General features: G+C 40.9%; 21 protein-coding genes. 12 read left to right on the top strand and 9 right to left on the bottom strand.

Annotated elements, in window-relative coordinates; genetic code table 11:
- Positions 1-88 precede the first annotated feature (88 nt).
- Positions 89-241, bottom strand: a complete 153-nt coding sequence (gene miaE / locus AC3RV5_RS08800) for a tRNA isopentenyl-2-thiomethyl-A-37 hydroxylase MiaE (protein ID WP_489731547.1) — start codon at positions 239-241, stop codon at positions 89-91.
- A 247-nt stretch (positions 242-488) separates the two neighbouring features.
- On the opposite strand from miaE, the gene AC3RV5_RS08795 reads away from it, so the two are divergent.
- A complete protein-coding gene (locus AC3RV5_RS08795) occupies positions 489-704 on the top strand; it encodes a type II toxin-antitoxin system RelE/ParE family toxin (RefSeq protein ID WP_489732123.1) in 216 nt (71 codons plus the stop codon).
- A gap of 8 nt (positions 705-712) precedes the next feature.
- Entirely contained in the window at positions 713-1,000 is a 288-nt protein-coding gene (locus AC3RV5_RS08790; protein ID WP_489731546.1) for a HigA family addiction module antitoxin, read from the top strand.
- A 171-nt stretch (positions 1,001-1,171) separates the two neighbouring features.
- Here the strand turns inward: AC3RV5_RS08790 and AC3RV5_RS08785 are convergent, their stop codons facing one another.
- The 3 genes from AC3RV5_RS08785 to AC3RV5_RS08775 all read right to left on the bottom strand — a co-directional run bounded on the left by AC3RV5_RS08785 (position 1,172) and on the right by AC3RV5_RS08775 (position 1,870).
- The gene (locus AC3RV5_RS08785) at positions 1,172-1,237 is read right to left on the bottom strand and encodes a hypothetical protein (RefSeq protein WP_489732122.1); all 66 of its coding nucleotides are present in this window, start codon (positions 1,235-1,237) and stop codon (positions 1,172-1,174) included.
- Between the two features lie 104 nt (positions 1,238-1,341).
- A complete protein-coding gene (locus AC3RV5_RS08780) occupies positions 1,342-1,632 on the bottom strand; it encodes a type II toxin-antitoxin system RelE/ParE family toxin (protein ID WP_489731545.1) in 291 nt (96 codons plus the stop codon).
- The gene (locus AC3RV5_RS08775) at positions 1,625-1,870 is read right to left on the bottom strand and encodes a type II toxin-antitoxin system ParD family antitoxin (protein WP_489731544.1); all 246 of its coding nucleotides are present in this window, start codon (positions 1,868-1,870) and stop codon (positions 1,625-1,627) included. The genes AC3RV5_RS08780 and AC3RV5_RS08775 overlap by 8 nt, the downstream gene beginning before the upstream one ends.
- A gap of 727 nt (positions 1,871-2,597) precedes the next feature.
- Here AC3RV5_RS08775 and AC3RV5_RS08770 point away from each other — a divergent pair.
- The 3 genes from AC3RV5_RS08770 (at position 2,598) to istB (ending at position 7,354) form a co-directional block, all read left to right on the top strand.
- Positions 2,598-4,093, top strand: a protein-coding gene (locus tag AC3RV5_RS08770; RefSeq protein ID WP_489732115.1) for an IS3 family transposase whose coding sequence is annotated in 2 segments (ribosomal slippage) — positions 2,598-3,018 and positions 3,018-4,093 — 1,497 coding nt in all. Because the reading frame shifts where the segments join, the coding sequence is not laid out codon by codon here.
- Between the two features lie 998 nt (positions 4,094-5,091).
- Positions 5,092-6,585 (top strand): IS21 family transposase, encoded by a 1,494-nt coding sequence (gene istA / locus AC3RV5_RS08765; RefSeq protein ID WP_489728391.1) that lies wholly within the window; start codon positions 5,092-5,094, stop codon positions 6,583-6,585.
- Complete coding sequence (istB, locus tag AC3RV5_RS08760; RefSeq protein WP_489728390.1) at positions 6,578-7,354, top strand: IS21-like element helper ATPase IstB; 777 nt, start codon at positions 6,578-6,580, stop codon at positions 7,352-7,354. Before istA ends, istB begins: the two co-directional genes overlap by 8 nt.
- A gap of 32 nt (positions 7,355-7,386) precedes the next feature.
- Here istB and AC3RV5_RS08755 read toward each other — a convergent pair whose 3' ends face one another.
- The 3 genes from AC3RV5_RS08755 to AC3RV5_RS08745 form a co-directional block, all read right to left on the bottom strand.
- A complete protein-coding gene (locus AC3RV5_RS08755) occupies positions 7,387-7,581 on the bottom strand; it encodes a type II toxin-antitoxin system RelE family toxin (protein WP_489731543.1) in 195 nt (64 codons plus the stop codon).
- Complete coding sequence (locus AC3RV5_RS08750; protein ID WP_489731542.1) at positions 7,568-7,816, bottom strand: type II toxin-antitoxin system Phd/YefM family antitoxin; 249 nt, start codon at positions 7,814-7,816, stop codon at positions 7,568-7,570. Before AC3RV5_RS08750 ends, AC3RV5_RS08755 begins: the two co-directional genes overlap by 14 nt.
- Positions 7,817-8,673: 857 nt before the next feature.
- Positions 8,674-9,531, bottom strand: a complete 858-nt coding sequence (locus AC3RV5_RS08745; protein WP_489731541.1) for an AraC family transcriptional regulator — start codon at positions 9,529-9,531, stop codon at positions 8,674-8,676.
- 156 nt (positions 9,532-9,687) lie between these two features.
- Here AC3RV5_RS08745 and AC3RV5_RS08740 point away from each other — a divergent pair, with 156 nt between their 5' ends.
- From AC3RV5_RS08740 to AC3RV5_RS08720, 5 genes are all read left to right on the top strand, one after another.
- Complete coding sequence (locus AC3RV5_RS08740) at positions 9,688-10,806, top strand: Zn-dependent alcohol dehydrogenase (RefSeq protein ID WP_489731540.1); 1,119 nt, start codon at positions 9,688-9,690, stop codon at positions 10,804-10,806.
- A 6-nt stretch (positions 10,807-10,812) separates the two neighbouring features.
- Complete coding sequence (locus AC3RV5_RS08735) at positions 10,813-11,616, top strand: alpha/beta hydrolase (protein ID WP_489731539.1); 804 nt, start codon at positions 10,813-10,815, stop codon at positions 11,614-11,616.
- A 114-nt stretch (positions 11,617-11,730) separates the two neighbouring features.
- Complete coding sequence (locus AC3RV5_RS08730) at positions 11,731-12,888, top strand: cytochrome P450 (protein WP_489731538.1); 1,158 nt, start codon at positions 11,731-11,733, stop codon at positions 12,886-12,888.
- 47 nt (positions 12,889-12,935) lie between these two features.
- The gene (locus AC3RV5_RS08725) at positions 12,936-13,244 is read left to right on the top strand and encodes a 2Fe-2S iron-sulfur cluster-binding protein (protein ID WP_489731537.1); all 309 of its coding nucleotides are present in this window, start codon (positions 12,936-12,938) and stop codon (positions 13,242-13,244) included.
- Between the two features lie 10 nt (positions 13,245-13,254).
- Positions 13,255-14,511: an NAD(P)/FAD-dependent oxidoreductase gene (locus tag AC3RV5_RS08720; RefSeq protein WP_489731536.1), complete on the top strand. Its 1,257-nt coding sequence runs from the start codon at positions 13,255-13,257 to the stop codon at positions 14,509-14,511.
- A 50-nt stretch (positions 14,512-14,561) separates the two neighbouring features.
- On the opposite strand, the gene AC3RV5_RS08715 is transcribed toward AC3RV5_RS08720, so the two are convergent.
- Entirely contained in the window at positions 14,562-15,038 is a 477-nt protein-coding gene (locus AC3RV5_RS08715; protein WP_489731535.1) for a hypothetical protein, read from the bottom strand.
- A 222-nt stretch (positions 15,039-15,260) separates the two neighbouring features.
- The gene (locus tag AC3RV5_RS08710) at positions 15,261-18,590 is read right to left on the bottom strand and encodes a TonB-dependent receptor (RefSeq protein ID WP_489731534.1); all 3,330 of its coding nucleotides are present in this window, start codon (positions 18,588-18,590) and stop codon (positions 15,261-15,263) included.
- 508 nt (positions 18,591-19,098) lie between these two features.
- On the opposite strand from AC3RV5_RS08710, the gene AC3RV5_RS08705 reads away from it, so the two are divergent.
- Both AC3RV5_RS08705 and AC3RV5_RS08700 read left to right on the top strand, forming a co-directional pair.
- On the top strand, positions 19,099-21,384 hold the full coding sequence (locus tag AC3RV5_RS08705) for a CRTAC1 family protein (RefSeq protein ID WP_489731533.1): 2,286 nt from the start codon (positions 19,099-19,101) through the stop codon (positions 21,382-21,384).
- Between the two features lie 55 nt (positions 21,385-21,439).
- Positions 21,440-23,773 carry a beta-galactosidase gene (locus AC3RV5_RS08700; RefSeq protein ID WP_489731532.1) on the top strand — a complete coding sequence of 778 codons (2,334 nt, stop codon included), beginning with the start codon at positions 21,440-21,442 and terminating at the stop codon, positions 23,771-23,773.
- Positions 23,774-23,776 lie beyond the last annotated feature (3 nt).

The following is a 23,776-nucleotide window of genomic DNA, read 5'->3' as shown; positions in this document are numbered from 1 at the left end:
CACGCCTTAATTATGCGCACTTTTCATGCGCAAACAAGTATTAATTTCTCCTGTCACATGTAATCGATTTATTTATGTAGTTGCACACCTATGCTTTCAGCTCGCAATTAGCGTGATCCCGTAGCAAATTTGGCAGGTTCTCTGGTTTGATTGCCTCATATATCCAACTTTGTGGGGTTTGGCATTTAAGGAATTGGTGGATTGGCTTGAGTAACGTAGCTACATTCAAATTTTTGGTCACTTTAAAAAGAAGGGTTCAGATAGTCTGCGCAGGATTTTATCTGATCTCATGATGATTGTGCACCATTATCTAAAATCGACTTCGGTCGTGCCCTGTCGAAGCATGTTGCCTTGCTAGACCCGTTTTACCATTAGCTTTCTCCTTCGCCAGTTGACACCTGAGTGGTTACAGGTTACAGTTTTTCCATGATTCAGTCATTTAAACATAAAGGTCTCGAAGTTTTTTTAAGACTGGCAAAACTTTAGGTATTCAAACTAAACATGCTAAGAAACTTAAGCTGATTTTGGGTCGATTAAACGCATCTTCAGCGCCTAGTGATATGAATCTACCTGGTCTGTACTTGCATCAACTATCTGATAATCGAGCCGACATATGCTCTGTTCGGGTAAGCGGTAATTGGCGAGTGACTTTCCGTTTTGACGGGGAGAATTCAGAAATCGTTAACTATGAAGACTATCACTGAGGTGACATATGCTTATGCACAATCCCCCGCATCCGGGTGAAATTATTAAAGAACTTTGTTTAGAGCCTCTTGAACTAAGTGTCACGGCAGCAGCCAAAGCTCTGGGTGTAAGTAGAAAAACTTTATCAAGCATTATTAATGGAAAAGCAGGGATTAGTCCTGAAATGGCGGTAAGGTTATCCATTGCATTTAACACCTCTTCTGAGAGTTGGTTAAATCAACAAACCCAATATGATTTATGGCAAGCAGAAGCTCATCGCAGTGAACTGCAAGTTAAGCCACTTTGTGCTACATAAGGCATATAAAAAGAATATGATAACCATTAGCCTAGAACTTTACACATTCTTCCCAAAGTGCGACTGGAAAGTCTTTTAATATTGATAAGAGCTTAGCAAATCCGATTAATCCATTATTTGCGTGGGTAAATTCAGAGCGCTAAGTGCAGTATGTTTTTTACCGTTGCACACCTATGCTTTTGCCTCGCAATTAGCATGTTCAATAATTAGTGCTGCGAAGTTTTCAGGCTTGATCACTTTATCAATCCAGCTTTGTGAGGTTTCACATTGTAGAAAAAAAGTTTATCGGAGAAAGTAGTTCTGAAATATTCAAGAAGGCGTTTCCAGTGTGAGTTTAAAAGTTAAAGATGAAGACAAGGTAGCATGCGCTCATGCAGAATTCGGATAATCGCAATGCCATAATCAGTTACTTTGAAATAGATAACATGCTTACCTTCTCTACAAAATCGATACCCTACCCTAATATAGTCACATGAAATTGCCAGTTTAGAAGAGTTCGTCAGAGCACCAAATGCTGAAAATAAACTATCGGTGTATTGGTCGGCTTTCACTTGACCCCATTGTTCAAATGAATAAACCCAAATTGATTCCAAATCTTGCTCTGCTTTTGGTGCAAGGCGAAATTCAGGCATGCTTAGCTGCCATTCTTTGTTTGAATTCATTAGCATTGAGTGGTTTCGCTTCACCACTCTCCTCGCCTTCTATAAGTGCTTTTCGTATAGCATCATTGTAGCTATTGAGTTCCTGATCCTGACGAAGCAATGCACGAATATATTCGCTATCATTTGTGTAGCGTCCAGATTGAATTTGGTTTTTTATCCATTCATCTTGTTGGTCTGTAACAGTAATAGTTTTACGGATTGTTGACATAACAGCTCCAAAAATATGAAATATTCATACTATTGATGAGAGTATAGATCTCTTTTTACCGTTAAATCAATGCCGATATCAAGTATGCAATTGATTTTATTCTGGATTCTTGAGCAGAAATACTTTTCGGAAAGGAGTAGCGAGCTAAATATCGCTAATTGTAAACACCACTATAAAAGTGCAGTTATTTGCCGAATATTGAAATAATCAGATCTATTCTCAGATCAACATTTCATGAGAAATAGCTCAATTGAAACTGTGTATTTAAGTGACCGTGAGTAAAAACCAAGCAAGATCGTTATGCTAGAGCTATAAAAAGAGTGTCTTTGAGAAAGGTATGACGCCACCACTGATTTGACGGTCTAAGCTGACGCCATCCCCCCAGAAAACCGTGCAGGTGCACGACCCATTAATTGTTACACGTTTTGGGATTTAATCCAGCCCTCATCGACCTTTACTGTCGATGCAAACATCCAGTCGTCTCTACCATTGCCTTCGTTGTCATGCGCAAGTCATTATTTGTCATCGTTGTGATCGCGGTCATCGCTATTGTGCCAAAGGCTGTAGCGAAATAGCACGTCGGGTATCACTTGCATATTCTGGCCCAACATGAACACCTATTCCCCCGCTATGTCAGGGTAGTTGTCGCCTCATTTTTTAATCAATGGAGACAATAATGCCGGCACATGCAGTAGACTTGGACACTAAACAACAAGGTCAAACGTGGTTGTTACCGCCTTATTCTTATTCACTTAGGCAAATCGCAAGTGAATTAGATGTTGGCTTAGGTACGGTTCAAAAGTGGAGACAGGAATTGGTTGATAATGGACATCAATTTGAAAGCGATAAATCAGAGGGCAGTGGTTATTCAGCCGACCAGAAGTTTGCAGCCGTCATTGCAACGGCCGTTATGTCTGAACATGAATTAGCAAGTTATTGCCGCGAACATGGTTTGTTTGTAGAGCAAATTAAATCGTGGAAGGCTTTATCTATCGCTGCTCACAAACCTTCGCAGGATAGCCAATATAAGCTAGATACTGCTCGACGAGCTGATAAGAAGAAAATCAAATCGTTAGAAAAAGAGTTGAATAGAAAAGATAAAGCACTGGCGGAAACCGCAGCATTGTTGGTACTGCGGGAAAAGTACAATGCCCTCTGGGACAACAGCGAGGAAGATTAACTCCTCCCTTAGAGCGGCATAAAATGATTAAGATGATTGATTCAGCGGTATTAAGCGGCGCTAGAAAAGCGATAGCGTGCAAAACGCTTGGATTATCCGTGCGCACTATTCAGCGTTGGTATCACGAGAAAAGCGGACAATTATTTGAAGATGCAAGACCTAACGCCATTAGGCCGACACCTACAAATAAACTATCATCCGAGGAAACTGCGCTTATCCTTAAGACCTGTAGCGAAGCTGAATTTGCCAGTTACCCACCAGGTTATATTGTGCCTACACTGGCTGATAACGGTTGTTATATTGGCTCTGAATCAACATTTTATAGAACACTTAAGAATGCGGGGCAACTAGCTGACCGTTCGTTGACTAAATCGCAGCATCAACGAACAAAACCAGGTGCTCAGATAGCCACTAAACCCAATGAAGTGTGGACTTGGGATATTAGTTATTTAGCCACCCAAACAAGGGGGCAGCATTACTATTTATATATGATTGTCGATATATTTAGTCGTAAAATTGTGGGCGCAGATGTATATGAGCAAGAGTTGGGTGAGCTTGCCGCAGACTTTCTTCAGCGCACCATTTGGAGTGAGAAATGTATCAACAAAAATACTGTTTTACACTCTGATAACGGTGCACCAATGAGAAGTTTTACTATGCAGGCAAAAATGCGAGATTTAGGCGTTGCCAGCTCATACTCAAGGCCAAGAGTAAGCAATGACAACCCGTATTCTGAATCACTGTTTAGAACCACTAAATATCATCACTCATGGCCTAAAGATGGCTTTAAAAGTTTAGTAGAAGCAAGGGAGTGGGTCACAAACTTCGTTAACTGGTACAACAAAATTCACAAACATAGTGGCATTAAATACGTCACACCCGAGCAGCGGCACAATGGGCTAGATACCCAGTTACTACTAAATAGAAAAGAAACATATTTGAAAGCACAGCAAGCAAATCCATCTAGATGGCGAAATAATATTAGAAATTGGGACTATATTGATGAAGTGTTTTTAAATCCTGAAAGTAAGAACGTTGCTTAGCAACAAAATGCGACAACTACCTTGAAAAATGGCGTTCCGGACGAACGTGAACAACTATCCTGACATAGCGGGGGAATAGGTGTTCAGCTTCGCCGGAATATGCAACAGCTATACTGAGCGTAGTATTCCATCAAAAAAATAAGTAAACAATCTTAATTACACATACCTCAATTTCTTTGTAAAATATCCCAGAAAAGCTGGGGGTTCAGCATGAAAACTTGAAATGTATCTTGAATTTATCGAGAAGTCAGGGTAATTAACCGTTAACTTTGTCAAGAGAAAGAGCATGGGCTAAAAAATTGAAGTTTAACAAAACGCTTATCCCCTGTGAGGTCTCTAGTGGCGATTAAATATTTAGAAATGGAATCTTCTAATTCAATATATCGAAGCTCATTTGTCATTTGGATTCAGAAAGTTCAGATACAGCCTTAAGCATCATGAATGTCAGCGACATTCCATACCGATTCCTCCAAAATTAACGGATCTCATATTGACTCTGTTGATGTCAATAAACCAGTCATAATTTCAGAAATTGCACCGAATAGGTATAATATTATTGATGGAAACCATAGGGTAGAGAAAGCGAGACGAGTGGGTATAAGAACGCTAACTTGCTATAAACTAACTGTCGAAAAACATTTGCCTTTTCTGATTGATAAAAAAGCTTATTACTCGTATGTTGAATATTGGAATTCGAAAATATGCGATTAACCAAGAGGATATGTGGTATTAGCTCGATGGGTACAATATGTCCGCTCGAATACGGCTTAAGTTACCCCCAAAGAACAACTGTTGTATTTCGTTATATTCGCTTGACCGCTGCTTTATGGACTTGGTTTCGTTCGCGCTTACCAACCGCAACAACCGATACGATTAATTCTAAATCTCGAACTTGATAAACAAGCCTATTAAGCGACAATTAACTTGATTGGTTGAGCGTCAACTATCTTGACCGGTCGTTCTGTTAAGGTTCGACACTGAAATTCGGAGGGGATTTAGTGTCGGGTAATCACATCACAGAAAGACAAATCAGGTTATATATGAAGTTACGTAAGGATTTCACCCAAGAAGTGGCTACAGCAAAAGTCGGCATGTCAGTTAGCACCGGACACCGAATTGAAAAAGAACGGCACCAACCTAAAAAAGATAAACGAGATTGGCGAACTAGAGCAGATCCGCTTGCACCAATATGGGATCTCATTGTGTTGCCATTGTTAAAACAAGACGCCGAAATAAGTCCTGTTGGCGTGTTTGATCATTTGTGCGAGTTTCATGCGGATGTATTTAGCTCTTCATCGAGACGCACGCTAGAGCGCAGGATCAAGCAATGGCGTCATTTACATGGCGCAGCTAAGGACGTGATGTTTATGCAACATCATGAGCTTGGAAAGCTAGGTATATGCGACTTCACACATGTTACAAGCCCCGTCACGATTGATGCAAAACCCTTTAAACATATGCTGTTTAATTACCGGCTACCCGCTAGTGGTTGGACATTCTCGCAAGTTATTTATGGTGGTGAAAGCTTCGCGGCATTCTCCGATGGTTTGCAAAATGCATTCGCTAAAAGCAAAGGCGTACCTGCTGAGGTGCGCACCGACAGCTTAAGCGCGGCATACAAGAATAATGGTACGGTTGAGGATTTTACTCAGCGCTATCAAGAGTTGATGACGCATTATGGATTTGCTGGCACACGAAATAATACCGGTGTTGCTCATGAAAATGGTGCCATTGAATCGCCCAACCGTCATATTAAATCGCAAGTTGAACAGGCACTAAGAGTGCGAGGCTCGTTCGATTTTAATTGTCGCGCCGATTACGAGACCTTCATTGAAGGCGTGACCAGTCGTCGCAACAAACGCATTGCGGCCAAGTTCGCACAAGAGCAGCGACAATTACACACCTTACCTGCCTATAAGAGCGTCAATTACTCGCAAGAATACGTGCGGGTTACGCGCACAAGCACGGTCAATATCAAACGAGTCATGTATACGGTGCCGTCTAGACTGGTGGATAGTCGACTGAAAGTGCATGTATATGATGATCATATCGATTTACTCTTAGGCCAAGAATTCACCTACCGTTTAGAGCGCGTTTACGCGCCAGGCTCTTCACGTAAACGCAGCGTCAATTACAAACATGTTATTGACGCGCTCGTTAAAAAGCCCAGAGCATTTAGATGTTCACAATGGCGAGATGAGTTACTGCCTAACGAAGACTACCGAACGATATGGCAGTATGTTGAGGCGACAATGAAAGCCGATGATGCCAGCCATTACATGGTTAGAATACTGCATTTAGCGAGTAAAGCAGATAATGAAATGCGGCTAGGTCGCTTTATTACTCACCAGTTAAGCATAAGCCGTTTACCCAGCTTGTTTGACTGCCAAGAACGCTTTAGCACCAAGCCCAAAGACATTCCACAAGTCAACGTGATGCAACACAAACTATCCCAATATCAATCGCTATCGCAAGGAAGTCATCATGAATAGTGCAACCGCTTCATTACCGTTGATGCTAAAAAGCCTCCGCCTAAGTGTGTTTAGAGAGCAATGGGAAACCATCGCAGAAAAAGCGTTACATGACCAATGGCGGCCAGAACAATACTTAAGCGAGTTGTGCCACATAGAGCTGGCGAGTCGCACCGACAAGCGACAATTACGTTATGTAAAAGAATCGAACCTGCCATCAGGAAAGCACTTAGGCGGCTTCGACTTTACTGCCATCGAAGGGGTGAATAAAGCGCGTATGTATGAGCTGGCCGACAATCATGACTGGGTAAAACAAGGAGCCAATTTATTATTGTTCGGTGCCAGTGGCGTTGGCAAAACACACTTAGCCAGTAGTCTAGGTTATAGCCTGATTGAAGCAGGTATCCGTATCAAATTTTACTCAGCCACAGCCCTTGTACAGCATCTGCAAGAAGCAAAACAACTACTGAAATTGCAGGATGCATTAAACAAGCTCGATAAATACCAAGCACTTATCATTGACGATATCGGCTATATTAAAAAAACCGAACAAGAAACCAGTGTTCTGTTTGAACTAATTGCCCACCGCTATGAAAGACACAGCCTAATCATCACCTCAAATCAATCATTCGAAGATTGGGATGAGCTGTTTACCGATACCGCAATGACCGTAGCCGCCATAGATAGGCTGGTTCATCATGCACACATTATTCAATTAGTAGGAGAAAGTTACAGAAGAAAAGCGGCCATGAAAGAAGACGAAGAAAGCAGAAGTAACCGGTCAAGTTAATTGACGCTCAACCGGTCAAAGTAGTTGACGCTCTATACAAGCCTATATCCTGCACTCCGTAGCTTTATTTTATAACAGTCTTCCATACCGCTGAGTCGTGAGGATTCGACACGAGGATTAATTACTCTTTCTTTTAGCTTTTTTTTAAACTGTTCCCTAATCGCCCCATCAAGCTTTCGCCACTCTTTTTCAGCATCACGTTTGAATACGAGTTTATAAGTCGTCAATGTTTACCTCGATTTCTTCCTGCCCTTGACGTTCCCTGACAATTTGTGCCAATTCGATATCTTCTAATTTATCGAGCATAGCCTCGTATGCGGCAGCAGGGACACAGTAAAATACAGGTTGATTTCGGTTTAATACTGCAACAGGAAAGCCATCAGCCTGATCAACGACAGCCATAGGATTCTTTTTCAATTCAGAAATACTAGTTGCATTGTCCGCCAATATTGGTCTAATCATAATCATCACTCCAAGAAAGACCTTTATAAAGCACTAATATTAGGTCTCAATAATTTAATAATCAAGAAAAATAAATACATCAATGCAGTATAACTATTGATATTGCTCGTTATTTTCCTCAGATATAAAAAACATTGACGTTAGGTTACTAAATAGTTTTTAGCTTAAGGAGTCATAGTTCGGGTTAGATTTCGGACAACCGCTTTTTCAAATTTTGAGATGAAGGTACGATTTCACTGACGTCCAATGGCACATTTAATCTTATAGCGATGGCTGACTGGCAAGTTAGACCGACGGCTTCAAGCCCTGATTTTTTATACAGTTGCACACCTATGCCTTCAGCTGACAATTACAGTGATACCGTAACAAATTGGGGAGTTTGTCTGGTTTAATCGCCTCATCAATCCAGCTTTGCTGGTGTTTCACATTGTAAGAATGCATTAATGGGGTCAAGTAGATTGTTCAAACTGTTTTTTCCAATTATAACTGCGTCCAATCTTCAATAATTAGATCAGTCACACGTTCAAATTCATTAGTATTGTTAGTAACTAATATGCAGCCACTGGCAATTGTTCTGGTCAACTCCAACCGGACACTTTAAGTGAACACTCCCACGAGATGCTTTGCGTAAAAAGTAGATTAGAGGAACAAGCCGTTAACAACGCAACCAATATGAGCAGAAATGGATTTTGCAAAGAGATATTCCGTTACTGGTAACAAAAACAACCAAGAACCTACCTCACCAACTCATTGTTAACAATATTTTGTATATGATTACAATGCGCCTTGCTCTTCATCATGCCTATTTATCCCCACAAATAATTACTTCTACTGGAAATATCCCCCTGCCAATATGTTTAACCTGAAATTTGTATTTCGTTACGGTATTTCTTGGGGGTCGTTAAAAACTGCTTTTTAAATTGAGCAATAAAATGCGATGGACTGGAAAAATTTAACTCATAACTTATTTCAGTAATGCTTTTATCCGTTTGAGTAATCAATCTAGCAGCACTGTAAAGTTTATGCCTGAGGCTATATTCTGAGTAGGTATAACGGAAGACCCGCTTAAACAACCGGGAAAAATGCGCCGGTGAGATAAAACACTTATCCGCCGCCTGATTTAATGACAAGCCGACACAGGCTTGATGTCTAAACACATCCATAATGGGTTTGAGCTTGTCATAGCCCAAACTAACGGCAATAGGCCGACTATTAGGTACATTAACCGGCTGAGCATGCGCTGCAACCCACAAAATAAGGGTTTTTAACAAACTCATACTGAGTGGGCTATGGGGATCCTGTTCAAAACATAGGTGCAGCCATTTCGCTTGCTGTTGAACAATAGCGATATGCTCCTGATTCAAGCGCAGATGGACACCGTGCGCAAACATTTCAGCCACTTTTTGCATATCCTCTGTTTCAAATAAAACCGGTAAAAATTGCAAGATATACCAGGATTTCGCGCCTTCTACACATTCAAAATTATGAGTTTCTAAACTCGGTGTAAATACCAGATCATTATTCAACAGCTGAGATTCCCCCTGACTATAAAAATAACGACCACTGATATTTTCAAAAATAATGAGCTCATGCACCTCATGAAAATGCATAAAACAGGAATAAGGATCCTGCTCAGTGTATCCAACCTTATGAATTTCAAATAGATGGCTTTTTTCAATGTAAAATGGTTCACAATAAGCTTGCTGACCTTTCATACAAATCACTCATTTATGACACTAATTCCGTAATTTATCACAATAAAGTTCGATTCATCAGCATATAAATGCTATTTCTTGATAGATAACTGACAGTAATGATGCTGCTTTTACGTTTAAATTTAACTTTTATTTAACACACTAGAAGTTATAGACATGATGAGATCTAAAGCGGTAATTTCAGACGGAAACGGGCACTATCACGTTGATAATATTGAGGTAGGCGAATGTGCTGAGGATGAAGTATTAGTTAAAATAGCCGCCGCAGGAATATGCCATACCGATTGGGATTCTATCCAAAATTGGAACAAACCTTTTATTGTCGGTCACGAAGGTGCCGGTTGGGTATATGCGATTGGCAGCAAAGTAACCCAAGTTGCCGTCGGCGATAAAGTCATTTTGAACTGGGCGATCCCCTGCGGTGAATGTTTCCAATGCCAATTAGGCAATTTACACATCTGTGAAATCAACTCCCCAGTATCTGGCTGCGGATTAGCCGGTCATGCAAAAATCGGATCTTCCACATATAACCACCAACCTATCGAACGCTCTTTTCATTTAGGCACCATGAGTGAATATGCCATGGTAAAACAAGCGGCGGTAGTCAAATTAGAGCATGAGATTTCCTTTGCAGCCGCGTCCATTATCGGCTGTGGTGTGATGACCGGATGGGGCTCTGTCATCAATGCGGCCAATGTGAAAGCCGGTTCATCTGTGTGTGTCATTGGTTGTGGTGGTGTAGGTTTAAACGCAATCCAAGGGGCTAAAAACTCTGGTGCCGCAAAAATTATTGCTATTGATATTAGTGATGATCGATTAGCCCAGGCAAAAGAATTCGGCGCCACTCACGGTATTATTGCCAGCAAAGATGATATTGATTTTACTAAAGTAAAAAAACAAGTTAAAGCCTTAACCAATGGCAGAGGAGCCGACTATGCATTTGAGTGCACAGCAATACCGGCTTTGGGTTCAGCCCCTTTAGCCCTGATCAGAAGTGCGGGTACAGCCGTACAAGTCAGCGGTATTGAGCAACGCATTGATTTTGATTGCGAGTTGTTTGAATGGGACAAAATTTACATTAACCCTCTTTATGGCATGTGTAATCCCGAACGTGATTTTACACGCATCCTCGACCTTCATCAGCAAGGCGAACTCAAACTGGAAGAACTCGTTACCAAAACCTATCGCCTTGAAGATATTGCTGAAGGCTTCGACGACCTGTTAAACGGCCGTATAGCTAAAGGCGTGGTAATTTTCGACCACTGTGAGATATAAGCCATTATGACCATCATTCGAATAGAACAATCTAACCCAGAGTATGCGCGAGCAAATACTTTAACGCTCACCCTGAACTCCACTCATCTTGGCGGGCGTCAGGATGTCACGGTTTACAATCCTTATAGTCAAGCCAGGGATCTACCCGTGATTATTTTATTACATGGGGTTTATGGGAATAACTGGGTATGGATGGATCTCGGTGGCGCCCACCTTGTTTATGAACAATTACGCCAGCAAGGGCTATCTGAGTTTGTTTTGGTGATGCCATCCGATGGCGGCATCTGGGATGGCTCGGCCTATTTGCCACTACAAGATAACGGTGATTTCGAACGCTGGATTATAGAGGATGTTATCTGTGCCATTGGGACAACAGTTCCTTCAGTCAGTCGCGCGAGCAACCTGTATATAACCGGATTATCGATGGGGGGTTATGGGGCCCTGCGTCTTGGCAGCAAATATGCCGAAAAATTTAGCGGCATTTCAGCTCATTCATCTATCACCCAAATTGCAGATATGGCGCAATTTACTACAACGCCGTTGAGCAATTATCAGACTCAAGATCAAGACGAGACCAACATCATTTATTGGTGCGAAAACAATAGAGCCAAGCTTCCTCCCCTGCGGTTCGACTGTGGTAACAAAGATGAACTGTTAAGCAGTAACCAAAACTTAGCCGCCGCTTTGACCAGGTCATCGATTCCCCATCAATTCGACATATATGATGGTGGTCACGAATGGCCCTATTGGCACCAACACTTAAGTACCACATTAGGCTTTTTTAATGGCATTGAACGAGGCTTAGATTGAGCATAAATATGCCATTTTTACCCGTTTTTTTATCATTAATTACAATTAATACGCATTAAAATAACATTATTAAAAAATGTTTGAAACCTAATTTCAATTGACGGCGGAAATGACGTGAAAAAAAGTGAACTTAATGACCCTTTTGAGCAGACAAGAATTCAGCAAGGCTATGCACAAGTCAGTGATCAAGATGATCCTGTTACTATGGTATTAAGGCTCAAAGATGTTAGAAAGTGTGCCCATAATTGGCAAACATTTCAATCTGGTGCTGTACCTGGCCGAATTGTTGTCCCTTCTGAAGTTAATATTCGCAGTACCCGGCAAATCCCCTTTGAGGTCGATCCTCCGTTGCACAAAGAGTATCGTTCGTTATTGGAACCTTGGTTTAAGCGCCCATTACAAAGTGAGTATCAGCAACAGTTAAATGCGCAAATCAGCAATTTAACTAACAGTTTTTTGCAGGGTCAAAATATTGAAGTTGTTGAGCAATTTGCCTTAGTTCTGCAATCCAGAGCGCTAACTTTGTTATTGAATATTCCTTTTTCCGAAGCAGAAACCTGGATCAAATGGGGTACGCATGTATTTCGCAGTGAAAGTGAGGCGCTCGATGGCGATAAAGCGGCAATTCTATATAACTACATTGAAACACAAATAGACAACGCCATTGCCAATCCAAGTGATGACTTGTATTCCATGTTATTGGCCGCAGAAGTTAATGGTAAACGCATGAGCAAAGAAGAAGTAAAGGGCGTGATGATCCTTACCTTTGCCGGCGGCCGCGATACCGTTATCAATGCCGTCACTAATACTATCGCCTATTTCTCCGAACATCCGGCATCTCTGCAACGCTTACGGGAGGAACCCGAAATACGCGGCCGCGCCATTGAAGAGTTTGTACGCTATTTCTCACCTTTAACCCATATGGGCCGGGTAGTGACTGAAGATACCCAAGTTTGTGAACACGCCGTCAAAGGCGATTCGCGCATTTCTCTGTGCTGGGCTTCGGCCAATCGCGATGCAACGGTATTTGAAAATCCCAATGAAGTTGTGCTTGACCGTAAAATGAATCCACATGTGGGTTTTGGTTTTAGTCACCATAATTGCCTGGGGGCGACTCATGCCAGACAAATATTAAGCACGTTAATCAATGTGCTATGTGAAAAAGTACAGTCTATCGATTTGCTTGACAGCGAAGAGAATATTGAAGAGTGGGATGAATTCAAACGTAAGGTTGGTTACCGCAGCTTAAATGTTCGATTCAACCCTGCATAAGTCTATGCATAGCAAATTATAACATCCCTAAAAACGAGGTAAATAACATGGCAAAAATTACTTTTATCACCCAAGACAACGACAATATTGTACTCGAAGGCCAGTCAGGCTCTGTAATGGCGCTTGCTGTAGAAAACGGCATCAGCGGCATCGACGGTGATTGCGGTGGTGTTTGTTCCTGCGCTACTTGCCATGTACACGTTAATCCAGACCAAGTAAGCAAAACTGGTGAAGCCAGTGAAATTGAAAAGGACATGTTAGAACTGGATGATAATGTCAACGAATACAGCCGTTTATGTTGCCAAATCGAGATCAGTGACGATCTTGATGGCCTGATTTTAACTGTTGCCAATTAGGGTTAAGCTGATGTCCGAAAATAATTATCTTAATGGTTGTTGCATTATCATTGGGGCCAGTCACGCTGGCGTCAATGCCGCTTTTGCCTTACGTAAAGAAGGTTGGCAGGGTGAAATAAAACTGATTGATGGAGACGTCAACCTACCCTACCACCGACCTCCCTTGTCGAAAGGATACTTAACCAGTAATGATGGAATTGAAAAAAACCTACTGAAATCTGCAGAGAGTTATCAAAAAAGTGATATCAGCCTGCATCTGGGGATCAACGTTAAATCGATTAATCGAAAACAACAAACAGTCAGCACCAATGACGGCGTTCAGCACCCTTACACTAAGTTGATTATCGCCACGGGTGCCCGGCCTTTTATTCCGCCCATTAGCGGTATCGACTCTGCCCACCAGCTTTATCCCTTGCGCACTGCAGAAGATGTCAATCATATACGTCAAGCGTTGCTGCAAAGTGATAGCAAACGAGTGGTCGTTATTGGAGGCGGTTATATTGGTCTTGAAACCGCCGCATCCATGAGAAAAATGGGCGCCAGCGTTACCGTATTAGAACGTGAGTCGCGAATTTTGGCCCGGGTAACAGCGCCCCTAATGTCCGATTTTTTCGAACAATTACATAGTGAACATGGAGTAGATGTTTTTACCGCGAAAGATGTTGTTGCTATCGAATCGAACAACAACAGCAACACCATAGTTTGCGCCGATGGTACACAATATCCAGCGGACATAATCATAGTGGGTGTGGGCATTCTGGTAAATACTGAGATGGCCTCTGCGGCTGATCTAAAGATTGAAAATGGTATCGTTGTTGATGGCAACGCACGCACTAATGATAGTGATATCTATGCAATCGGTGATTGCAGTTATCATCACAACCCCCATTACAATAGAATGATTCGATTGGAATCTGTACAAAATGCAGTTGATCAGGCGAAGGTAGCGGCAGCCTCGATATGTGGTAAGGACCATACTTACGATACCATGCCATGGTTTTGGTCAGATCAATATGATGTCAAACTGCAGATGGTTGGTTTATCAACAGGCTTCAATAATGTTGTTGTGCGAAAAGAGCCAGTGTCCGAATCTGAGCACAAATTTTCAATCTGGTATTTTAACGATGAGCGCTTATTGGCCGTAGATGCAGTTAACAATGCAAAAGCGTATGTTATTGGCACCAAATTAATTAAAAGCGGTGCTGTTATTGATCAAAACAAGCTTATTGATAACACCATTACCCTACACCCAGTTAGTCTTGTTTAATCCCAAACCTGTTAACTCCAACCTATCAAAATTGCGCACAAGCTATGTATTTAACAAGTGCGCAAACATTCTATATTAAGATTAATTGTCATTTCTGTCGTCTCAAATCCATTTGCCATAACAGAAAAATTTATTGTTCCTGATGCACCTCTGTAAGGTTGTATTATTGCCAACGCGCGCCCCTTATCTGTTACCAAACTTTTAGATTGGAAGTGCTGAATATTATCTGACGCACCATTGTCAACGCCAAGTAAACGCGCATTTCCTTTAATACTAGAGGTCACCCAAGTATTTTCTGTGTTGACTAAACGACCTAAACTATCTTGGAGTTGAACAACTAGGTGTGCCACATCATATCCATCTACAATCATTTCAGTTTTCTCTGTGGATAGATTCAAAGCGACCGCTTTGCTAACTGTGGTCAATATTGCCTCTTGCTCTTGGCCCTTAAAGCCTACGCGAGCAATCAATTCACCTTCTTCAAAGTGTGCAATCCAGCGAAGCAAACGATCGGAACTCTCAGTCAAACTTCAGTAACCTAATGAACGTCCATTGTATAAAAAATATTATTAGGATGCTCGTTACTTGGTATTAATTCACCTAAGAGAAACTGTCATATAAGCTTTAGTTGAGGCATAAAAAATCCCCGCTATTTAGCGGGGGTAATAATTAGATTTCGTCTAAGGTACTGTTATGTATTCCCAATTAAAGTATTTAACACACGCAAATTTGAGACATAGCATGAAGTGTTAGAAAGTACCTCTAATACCTACGCGGTAAATAGTGCCAGAAACCCATTGGCGAATAGTTCTTGATTTATTCGCTTCACCTTCTAGCGCGTTGCCTTCAATCGCGAAATCAGAGTCTTGTAAGTTAGTGTAATACTGGCGGTATTCTCTATTGTTTAGATTCACCGCATTAAAGGTTAAAGAAAAGTTACCATTTATCTTGTAGGTTGCTGATAAGTCTAACTGTCCACCACCTTCATTCCATAGAGCACCTGATTCAAATGAACGTCGGGCTAGTGAGTCTGTACGATGGTTGTAAGCTAAACGGATTAGGTTTCCTTCGTTTTCCCAGAAAGTAGAAATGTTGTAGATATGTTTAGAAATATTTTCTAATGGTAAGGCCGCAAGGGTGCTACCCAATTGCCCCATTTCTTCTTCTGTTTTCGAGTCTGAATAAGTATAGTTAATTGCTGTACCTAGACCACTAAAAACACCTGGTAGAAAATCAAAATTTTGGTTATATCCAATTTCAATTCCTCTATTACTACCACCACTACCGTTTCGAATTGACGTTACGGATATGGTGTCACAATCTCCTTGCAGATCTATCGCGTTACTTTGGAATCTATGTAGACGATTTATAATACAATTTGAACCGTCAGCTTGTGAGGCATCATGTCTTATCGTTTCGCCGCTAGGTTTTTCAATAAGTATGTCGGTAAAAGGGTCTAGCTTTGATAATGCATCGGCATCTAATCCCCGCAGGTCTTGCCAATGCGCACTGATTGATGCACTTTCTTCAAAGTTACTCATATCTTTGTTGAATAGCGCAACCGTTAGTGCACCTCCTTCGTTAAAGTACCATTCGTAAGATAAATCTAAGTTTTTGGATTCAAGTGGCTTTAAGAATGGATTGCTAATTGTCGCAAACGAATCGCCTGAGCCAAACACCGTTTCATTAAATTTGTAACTTGGTTTTAATGAATCGATTCTTGGTCTTGCCATGGTTTTTGAAGCGGCAAATCGTATTACGGTATCTTCGTTTAATGCATAATTTAAACTAAAGCTCGGTAACCAATTTTTTTCTGTATTGCTTGCTGTTGAACTAAATTGATCGGGGTCAGCAGGGGTTGAATTATCAACATAACGCGATCGTGATACGCCATTAGCGTTAAACCCTGGGTCAAAACAGCTTTGGCTAGCAATCGGTACAACATTTCCATTTGCATCAATTTCACCAGCAAGATTGACGTTACCTGTACCACCACCGGGTGTGCCATTTATCCATAGCTGCTCATTTGTACAGGTCGCTAAAGTACTATCGGTAGCGATTTTAAGTAAATCATACGACACTAAATTGAGATTCTGAAAATTAACCGATGAATAACCTAAGGCTTCTACTTTTGATTCAACATAACGCAAACCGACATTACCAGTTAATTGACCATCTAAAAATTCGAAATTTGATTTAATATAAAAAGCGGAATTTTTTAAGCCGATAACCCTATCGTTGGATAAATCTGGCACACCCACTATATTTTCATTGCCAAATACGGCATCCAGTGCTTTTCGCGCATTTAAGGTAAACCAACCATCAGTAGTATTTGTGCGGTCATAACCTAAGTCTTTTAAGAAATTATCACCATAAGGTGTTTCGCCGTCGGTAACATCAGTTAATCGAATTGAGTCAATCGCAATACCTAAGGCTTCAACACCTTGAGGTTGCGGAATTCCCTGCCAGAAGAACTCTTGGTTAAATACATCTTTATCACGTTCTTGATACTTACCACCAAACTCAAATGAGGTAATTGGACCTAGTTCGACATTCCAATCAAAATCGAGATAAATCGATTTTTGTTTGTCTTCTAAGGTTCTGTCGCGAGTGTATGCTTGTTGTAAGTGTATAGCCGCTAAATCGTCGGGATTATATGCAGTAACAACGATGTTATCACCATTGGGTTCAGTGCCTACGCCGGTTTGCGGTACACCATCAATATCTGGGCCGAAATCAACCAATCCAGTGCCTGTTACGCTGTAACATACACCTGTAGTACAGTCGTATCCTGCTGGTTGAATGAGTTCGGGTGCTACTGCAGCAAGTAAATCGTCTGGCACATTTCGATAATTGTTGGTATTAAAGCGTGTAAAATATTCGTCATCAGCAACAGTTTTAGAATAGCCTGAACGAAGTCTCATACTAAAATCATCAGTAAAATAATGGCTAAATTCTAAGTTTAAAATCGTATTTTTAGTATTAATACCCGATTGTTCGCTGGTAGTGCGACCACGTGCTCCGCGATCAACTTTTTTAATGAATCTTTCGCTTTGTGAATCATAAACAATCCAAGGATCATCAGGATTATATATTCTCGCAAGATCTTGATCGGCATAGGGTTCTTGGTCACCAATCGAAACAATACTGTTGTCGTCAGTTTGTCTTAATTGGTCTGAATACGTGAGATTGAGGTTTAATTCGCTAGCATCGCTAATGGCCCATTGTACCGTAGTGGTAAGACCTTGGCGCTCCAAGTTGTTCTGGAAAAGCGTAAAACCATTTTGGCCATTCATAAAACCGGTAACTGGCCCAGTTCTTTCCCCAGTAAGCGAGTCAATAGCGTCGGGTGCATTGAACTTTACAAGTTGATTGGTTGAATACATGTCTCGACGAGAAGCTTGTGTTTCTTTAAACGCTGTCATGTAGACACCGAGTTTGTCATCGAAAAGTTTTTCCGAAAACGACCCAGATATTTTAAAGTCATTTCCTTCAACGTAGTCATCATAACGGCCCTGAACTTCAAGTACTCGTCTGTTTTTACTTACATTTAAAGGTTTGAAGGTCCTTAACTCAACATTGGCACCTAAACTGCCTTCATCTTGGTCAGCACTTGAGGTTTTCATCACCTCTAAAGAGCTTAAAATATCTGATGAGAAAGCACTTAAATCAACGGCTTGGTTTTCAGTATTGCTGGTTAACGAAATACCATTTAATGAAATATTGTTAAGATTTGGCCCAGCACCGCGAATGGTAATAGTTGTACCTTCAGTTTCTCCAGAGCCTTCGCCGCGTTGAATTGATACACCAGTTACTCGCTGCAATGCTTCACCGATATCTTGGTCAGCCGATTTGCCAATATCTTCTGCAAATATTGAGTCAGTAACAGAATCAGCAGTACGTTTATTATTTAAAGACCGCAGTAAACTACCTTTAAAACCCGTGACTTCTATTATTTCTAACTCTTCATTTTCGGAGTTTGACTTATCCTCTTGTGAAAGAGCTAGGTTCGAATGCGCCATGAAAAGCGCTGGGATCATAGCGATAACTATAGGTCGTAATTTAAATTGATTGGGCATGTTTGGATCCTTTGTTCTGCGCCATCGTTATGTTAAGCCAAGTAAACCATGTCATCGACAGCAGTGTGATTGATCGTCATTTATAAGTGCAATTTTACTTCTTGTTACATTCCCTTAACAATGCGACACTTTGGCCATATTGTCAACAATTAACATTCAATCATTAAGCATTGTTAGAAATATCCAGAAAATAAAGGGCAGTAAATACGTAAATCGAAATGTGTAAAGACATATCGAAACAGATTGAAATTAATTGGAACAGTCTGCAATACACGTTGTTAAACATTGGCAACCTGTCTACAGGCTTTGTTAATTTAGCGTTTTAAAATATAGGGGTATGACATAAGTTTTAACTAATGAAACAACATATTGTTTACAATATACAACCTACAACATACAATAAAGAAACATTTTTTTGAACTTTCGCTTAATAATGTCGTTAGTCTTAACGCTTAACTTATATAGTTGGAGTGAATCAACCTTAGTTACGATAAAGGAACAATTAGTCATGAAAAAACTAAACTTCGCCCTCAAAACATGCGCTATAGGCCTAGCAGCCATCCTCGCTGTCAATGGTTGCAGCACTTCTACAGATAAACTTTCATCACAATACGTGTTGCAAACACATGATTTAATTAGTCACGCCGTATTGCTTAATAGTCAAAAAGATTTTGAAACCGTGTATCTGGTAAAAGGTACCTTACTTAAAAAGCTAACGTTAAAGATAACGTTAGACAAACATTACGGTAGCTTAAGTTTGTCCGCAAACGACGAATTAGTGGTAGACAATATCGATATTCCTAGCGCAGGCGAGCATACGCTAAATGTATTGGTACCCTTTAAGGCGTTAGGCCAATATGATTTAAAATTTTCCGGCAGAAGCAATAACATCACTATTAACAGTGCTTACTTTGAAGATATAAACGGACTTAGCTTGCCTAGTTACCAGAATATTTCCAAAGAAATTGGCCTTGATACCGAAGAAACTTACAAATACGGCGGACCTGCTATTGCCGACTATGATCAAGATGGTGATTACGATTTTGCCCTTAACAATCATAATCATGTCCCCACTCAAATTGTTACCAATAACAAAGGTAATGTTAATATCAAACGCCTATTTTCCAGTCCTAGAGATTTACACGGTTCGAGCTTCGGTGACTATGACAATGATGGCGATTTAGATTTGTTAGTTGCACTAGGGGGAGGAAGTGGCAGTAACCCAACCTCCTATGAATTGTATAGAAATGACAACAGTGAATTTACTAATGTATCCACTGCGGCGGGCATTAATATTCCTTCAAGGGGACGAGCGCCTAGGTGGGTTGACATTGATCTTGATGGCGATTTAGATATTGCATTATTCAATGCTCAAAGACCCAATTATGATGGGCCAATACAAATTTTTTATAAAAATAATGGAGAAGGCACCTTTACTAACGTAAATATTGTTGGTTTAGAAGATGCTTATGCTGAACGTGCCTTAGTGACCGACATTAACAACGACGGCAAGGATGATTTTTTGCTATTCTCACCTGCATCAATGTGGCTCAATAATGGCGATTGGACCTTCACCGACGTTTCAAAACAATGGTTGCCTGAACATGTTAATGGGCAAAACCACATTATCAATGCGGCGCAACTTGATGTGAATAACGACGGCTTATTTGATTTATATTTTGCCCGTGGCAAAACCCATTATCAACTTTCAAGAAAATCCATCGATTTTAACCCTACAAACAAAAAGCTCGACATTCGTGACGACGGTGAAACCGGCAAAACACTGATCGACTTTGCAGCCAACGGCGATATTACCCTATCTGATATGGAGCTTGTTTATCGTTTATATGATGGTGGATGGGCAATCTTTTTAGGTGAAAACAAAGAGCGTAAAATCGTCAACGCAAAAGGCTTTCAAAATCACCAACGCCCAGAAGAAATGAAATCGGCAAACAAAACTCTACGTATTAGTCCAGAAATGGCTAAAGGTTGGCCAGAAAAAAGAGAAATCAATGGCATGTACATTGGCTACCTAGGAAACGGAAAATGGAAAGCTGAATGGGTTAGGGATCAAAATGTTTATTGGGGAATATCTTTTTCATTGACGGGTATAAGTAATGTGAGTCACGACTGGACACCTAACTACCGTAACGAAAAAGATGTGTTGTTAATCAATAAAGGGGATCATTTTGTTGATTCCTCTGAAGATTGGAATCTACCTCCTGGAGGAGATCACTGGGGAGTCACCCACGGAGATTTAAACAATGACGGCTTTGAAGACGTATTTTTATATCGTTATGGATTCTTAAAAGAACGCATCGCAGATTTAGTCTTACTCAATACAGGTAACAACAGCTTTGAAATGACCACTCAACATGGCGCTTTAACTCCAAATGATCCCGGGCATGGCGATATGGGTCAAGCCTTTGATTTTGACTTAGATGGTCAACTCGACATGCTTAATGGCAGTGAAGAAGAAGGTCATTGGTATCTATATAAAAACGTAACCGATAACAATAATAATTTTGTATTAATCGATGTTAATTATAGCCCTGTGAGCAAAGTTGACGCGTATTCTGCGCTAGTCACAGTAACCACAGCTTTAGGTAAACAATACAAAAAACGGGTGGGCTCAGCGGGCGAATCCTTTTCGCAAAGCATGCTCAATAAAGTCCATTTTGGTCTTGGTCAAGAATCCCAAATTAAACGAATTGAAGTTCGATGGAGAAATGGTGAAACCGTTGTCTTAACTGATATTGAAGCGAATAAAATGCACAGCACTAAAAAGCAGTAAAGGTAAAACCAAGTTCGAACCCAGCTCATTTTTTTAATAAAAAGGTATGCTTATCATGTCAAAATACTTATCTGTAATTGTGTCAGCTATGGCAGTATTAGCAACGCTTAGCGCTTGTAACAATCGTGCTTCCCTTGCCAAGCCCGACTCACCTATCAGCAGAGAAGAAACAAGAATTCTTTATAGTTTCGAATCCGACTCATTACCCTCAGATGCTAACGAGCGAAATATAAAAGCTTCGCTGGTTAATGGCTTAGGAGTAACAGAAGGCAATACCGCACTTAAATTACATTTTAATGCTAAATATGAATATTCTGCACTTGATTTATCGCCAAACTCACCTTGGGATTTTACTAATCTTGGTGAAATGAATATTGCGTTTGACGCGACCAATACCGGAGGCGAGTCAGTCCAACTATATGTGCGCATAACAGACATACATGGTGAATTGCAAAACAGAAGTATCAGTATACCTGCTGGCACACAGCAGACTTATTATATCGATTTGAGTGGTAAACAAATTAGCGTAGATAGTGGTCTAAGGGCCGATCCTGCCGCTTGGTCTTCCGACGAATATAGAATGCCATATATGACTGGTGCGAAATTACTAGATCTCTCGGGTATCCAAGGGATTTCCTTCTTTATATCAACCAATATAGTCGATAAAGAACTGATCCTCGACAATATTCAGGCACGCACAAACCCAGCGCTTGACCCTACGTTTTTGCTTGGCTTAGTCGATAAGTTTGGTCAACCTGCCAAAACTGACTATCGTAATAAAGTAAAATCCCTAGCACATCTGCAACAACTAGCTACCGAAGAACTCGCTGACCTCAACGCTAACCCTGTATTAGATGACCGCTCTAAGTTTGGAGGTTGGAAAAATGGACCTCAATTAAATGCCACAGGATACTTTAGAACCGAAAAAGTGGACGGTAAATGGGCGTTAGTTGATCCCGAAGGATACTTATTTTTCTCCTCAGGAATAGCCAATATTCGCATTGCCAATACCACTACATTAACCGGTGTTGATTTTAAAGATGACTCGGTTCGTTACCGTGATCCAGAAGATGTTACGCCCGAGGATTCACTAGGCATACGCCCGGTTTCTGAACAAGCGCAGAAAACCCGTTATATTTCATCAAGCCTTCGGCATAACATGTTTAATTGGCTACCTGAATATGACGATGAACTAGGTAACCATTACAGCTATCGACGTAGCACCCACATAGGGCCATTAAGTCATGGCGAAACCTATAGCTTTTACCAAGCAAATTTAGAACGACGATATGGTGAACGTTATCCAGAATCTTTTATTGACGATTGGGAAGATGTGACTATTAAGCGCATGCGAAGCTGGGGAATGACATCTTTTGGTAACTGGGTTGATGTAGAATTTTACCAAAAAAATCAGTTTCCCTACTTTGCAAACGGTTGGATTATTGGTGATTTTAAAACTGTAACCGCCGATGGCCACGGTTGGTCACCTATGCCCGACCCTTACGACCCTGAGTTTGCAAGACGAGCTAAAGCAACGGTAGAGGTTGTTGCCAAAGAAGTGCAAAACAATCCCTGGTGTATTGGTGTATTTATCGATAATGAAAAAAGCTGGGGAACTACCGACTCACTGAATGCTCATTATCGTATTCCGGTACAAAATTTTATGATGGATGCTGACACCAGCCCAGCAAAACGCATATTCATGGGCATGATGAAAGACAAATATACCAGTATCGACAAACTTAATAGAGCTTGGAATATGAATTTACCCTCTTGGGAAGCGTTTGCTAAACCATTTGAAATCGAAAATGTGAAAGAAAAAATGGTGCCAGACTTATCGGCAATATTAGAAGCATACACCTCCCAGTACTTTAAGGTGGTGCAGGGTGAACTCAAAAAAGTCATGCCTAATCATTTGTATATGGGTGTACGCATGGCAGCATGGAGTATAAATCCTGAAGGCATTCGAGCCGCCAAAAAATATGTAGATGTTATGAGTTACAACTATTACCGAGAAGGTATGCACGACTCTACATGGCATATATTACCGGAATTGGATATGCCCAGTATAATAGGCGAATACCATTTTGGAACAGTCGACTCGGGCTTATATCACCCTGGTTTGATTCATTCTGCTGACCAACAAGATCGCGCTCGCATGTACAAAAACTACATGGCAAAAGTGATTGATGACCCATATATGGTCGGTGCACATTGGTTTCAATATACTGATTCACCGGTTACCGGGCGCGCCTACGATGGTGAAAACTACAACGTAGGTTTTGTGACTAACGCAGACGTACCCTATTATGAAATGGTTGAGGCAGCGCGCGAGGTCAATAAAACGCTTTACCCTCGCCGGTTTGGCGGCGCAAACGCTAAACAATAATGA

The organism is Paraglaciecola sp. IT1134, from assembly GCF_058068185.1.
This window is presented reverse-complemented; position numbering and strand designations above follow the sequence as displayed.